This window comes from Variovorax sp. 01T439_2, assembly GCF_056398445.1.
The window spans coordinates 1-2,989 of record NZ_JBFTPJ010000743.1 but is presented as its reverse complement, the minus strand read 5'-3'; the positions used below and the strand labels follow the sequence as shown (position 1 = coordinate 2,989).

The 2,989-nt window shown below is 69.7% G+C and carries 3 protein-coding genes; all 3 read left to right on the top strand.

The genetic code is table 11. From position 1 onward, the window contains the following. On the top strand, positions 1–1,115 hold a 1,115-nt coding region (locus AC1DOC_RS27005; protein WP_478130857.1), incomplete at its 5' end, for an aldehyde dehydrogenase family protein. 101 nt (positions 1,116–1,216) lie between these two features. After that, on the top strand, positions 1,217–2,368 hold the full coding sequence (gene moaA / locus AC1DOC_RS27000) for a GTP 3',8-cyclase MoaA (protein ID WP_018906112.1): 1,152 nt from the start codon (positions 1,217–1,219) through the stop codon (positions 2,366–2,368). Beyond that, a partial coding sequence (mobA, locus tag AC1DOC_RS26995; protein ID WP_478130856.1) for a molybdenum cofactor guanylyltransferase MobA occupies positions 2,365–2,989 on the top strand: 625 nt, incomplete at its 3' end. The genes moaA and mobA, both read left to right, overlap by 4 nt.

The window sequence follows — 2,989 nt, the reverse complement described above, 5'->3', positions numbered from 1 at the left end:
ATTTCGAGTTCTATGCCGGCGCCTGCGACAAGCTGCACGGCGAGACCATTCCCTACCAGGACGGCTACAGCGTCTTCACCTGGCGCGAGCCGCACGGCGTCACCGGCCACATCATTCCGTGGAACTACCCGATGCAGATCTTCGGGCGCAGCGTGGGCGGCGCGCTGGCGGCCGGCAACGTGTGCGTGGTGAAGCCGGCCGAGGATGCCTGCCTTTCCCTCGTTCGCGTGGCGCAACTGGCGGCCGAGGTCGGCTTTCCGGCCGGCGCGCTCAACATCGTGACGGGCTACGGCCATGAAGTGGGCGACGCGCTCGCGCGGCACGAGGGCATCGACCACATCAGCTTCACCGGCAGCCCGAAGATCGGCACGCTGATCCAGCAGGTGGCGGCCGAGCGGCATTGCCCGGTCACGCTCGAACTCGGCGGCAAGAGCCCGCAGATCATCTTTGCCGACGCCGACCTCGACGCGGCCATTCCGGTGATCATCAATGCCATCGTGCAGAACGCCGGCCAGACCTGCTCGGCCGGCTCGCGCGTGCTGATCCAGCGCGGCATCTACGAGCCGCTGCTCGAGCGCCTCGGCCGTGCCTTCGAGGCCCTGCGCGTCGGCCCCGCGGCCATGGACCTGGACGTCGGCCCGCTGATCCGCCAGACACAGCAGCAGCGCGTGTGGGATTTCCTGAGCGACGCCCAGGTGGCGGGCATTCCGATGGTGGCCCACGGCATCGTGGTCGACGAGGCGCCCGAAACCGGCTTCTACCAGGCCCCCACCCTGCTGCGCGACGTGCCGGTGGACCACCGCCTCGCCCAGGAAGAGGTGTTCGGCCCGGTGCTCGCCGCGATGCAGTTCGCCGACGAGGACGAAGCGGTGGCGCTCGCCAACGCCACGCAGTTCGGCCTTGTGGCCGGCGTCTGGACGACCGACGGTGCGCGCCAGTTCCGCATGGCCAAGCGGGTTCGCAGCGGCCAGGTGTTCATCAACAACTACGGCGCCGGCGGCGGCGTGGAACTGCCGTTCGGCGGCGTCAAGTCGTCGGGCTACGGACGCGAAAAGGGCTTCGAAGCGCTCTACGGCTTCACCACGCTCAAGACCGTCGCCATCAAGCACGGCTGAGGCGCGCGCCGCGTGCAGGGCCGGGTTCCGGGCGGCGCTCGCCAAGGAGTAGCCCTTTTCGGAATCGGCCCGCGCCCGATGGAGTAAATTGGCCGCTGTCCATGAACCGCAAAAGCACCACCGTCATTCCGCTCTCCGAGGTCGGCCGCGCGCGCCCCGCCGTGGCGGTTCCGGAGGTGGCCGTGCCCGCCACCGGGCGGCTACTCGACCGCCTGGGCCGGCCGCTGACCGACCTGCGCATCAGCGTGACCGACCGCTGCAACTTCCGCTGCAGCTACTGCATGCCGAAGGACGTGTTCGACAAGGACTACCAATACCTGCCGCACAGCGCGCTGTTGAGCTTCGAGGAAATGACCCGGCTCGCGCGCCTGTTCGCGGCCCATGGCGTGCGCAAGATCCGCCTCACCGGCGGCGAGCCGCTGCTGCGCAAGAACATCGAGGCGCTGATCGCGCAGCTCTCTGAAATCCGCACCCCGGGCGGCGAACCGCTCGCGCTCACGCTCACCACCAACGGCTCGCTGCTGCAGCGCAAGGCGGCCGCGCTGGCCGCCGCCGGCCTGCAGCGTGTGACCGTGAGCCTCGACAGCCTGGACGATGCGGTCTTCCGCCACATGAACGACGTCGATTTTCCGGTGGCCGACGTGCTCGCCGGCATCGAGGCGGCGCTGGCCGCGGGCCTCGGTCCGCTGAAGGTGAACATGGTGGTCAAGCGCGGCACCAATGAGCAGGAGATCCTGCCGATGGCGCGCTACTTCCGCGACCACCACGGCGGCAAGGTGGTGCTGCGCTTCATCGAATACATGGACGTGGGCGCCACCAACGGCTGGCGCATGGACGAGGTGCTGCCCTCGGCCGAGGTCGTTGCGCGCATCGGCGCCGAGTTTCCGCTGGTGCCGCTCGAGCCCAGCGCGCCGGGCGAAACCGCCCAGCGATGGGCCTACGCCGACGGCGGCGGGGAAATCGGCGTGATCAGCAGCGTGACCCAGGCCTTCTGCCACGACTGCAGCCGCGCGCGCCTGTCCACCGAAGGCAAGCTCTACCTCTGCCTCTTTGCGAGCGCGGGCCACGACCTGCGCCCCCTGCTGCGCGGCACCGCCACCGACGAGGACATCGGCTCGGCCATCGGCCACATCTGGCAGGGCCGCGCCGACCGCTATTCCGAACTGCGCGCGCTGCGCGGCCCCGACAGCGGCGAGCACGACGCCAACGACCCCGCGCCGCGCCGCGTCGAAATGAGCTACATCGGCGGATGACCCCAAACACACAAGATTCCATTTCCCCCGGCGAGATCACCGGCCTGCTGCTGGCCGGCGGCCGCGGCTCCCGCATGGGCGGCATCGACAAGGGCCTGCAGAACTTCAACGGCTCGCCGCTTGCCATGCATGCCGTGCTGCGCCTGGGCATGCAGGTGGGCGAGGTCATGATCAATGCCAACCGCAACCTGGCGGCTTACGAGTCCTTCGGCGTTCCGGTGTGGCCCGACAGCCTGGCCGACTATGCCGGCCCGCTCGCGGGCTTCCTGACCGGGCTCGAACGCTGCGAAACGCCCTACCTGCTCACCGTGCCCTGCGACACGCCGCTGTTTCCGCTCGACCTGGCGAGCCGGCTGGCCGAGGCCCTGGTGGCCGACAACGCGGAAATCGCCATGGTGAGCGCGCCCGAGTCCGCCGCCGAACCCGGCGCGGCGCCGGTGCTGCGACCGCAGCCGGTGTTCTGCCTGCTGCACACCACGCTGCTCGAAAGCCTGGTGAACTTCACCCAGTCCGGCGGCCGCAAGATCGACGCCTGGACCGCGCAGCACCGCACGGTGCTGGTGCCCTTCGACCGGCCCGGCGATGCGCCCGACGCCTTCTTCAACGCCAACACGCTGGCCG

Coding starts and splice junctions, on each gene's coding strand:
- moaA (WP_018906112.1), top strand. CDS start 1,217: ATGAACCGCAAAAGCACCACCGTCATTCCGCTCTCCGAGGTCGGCCGC.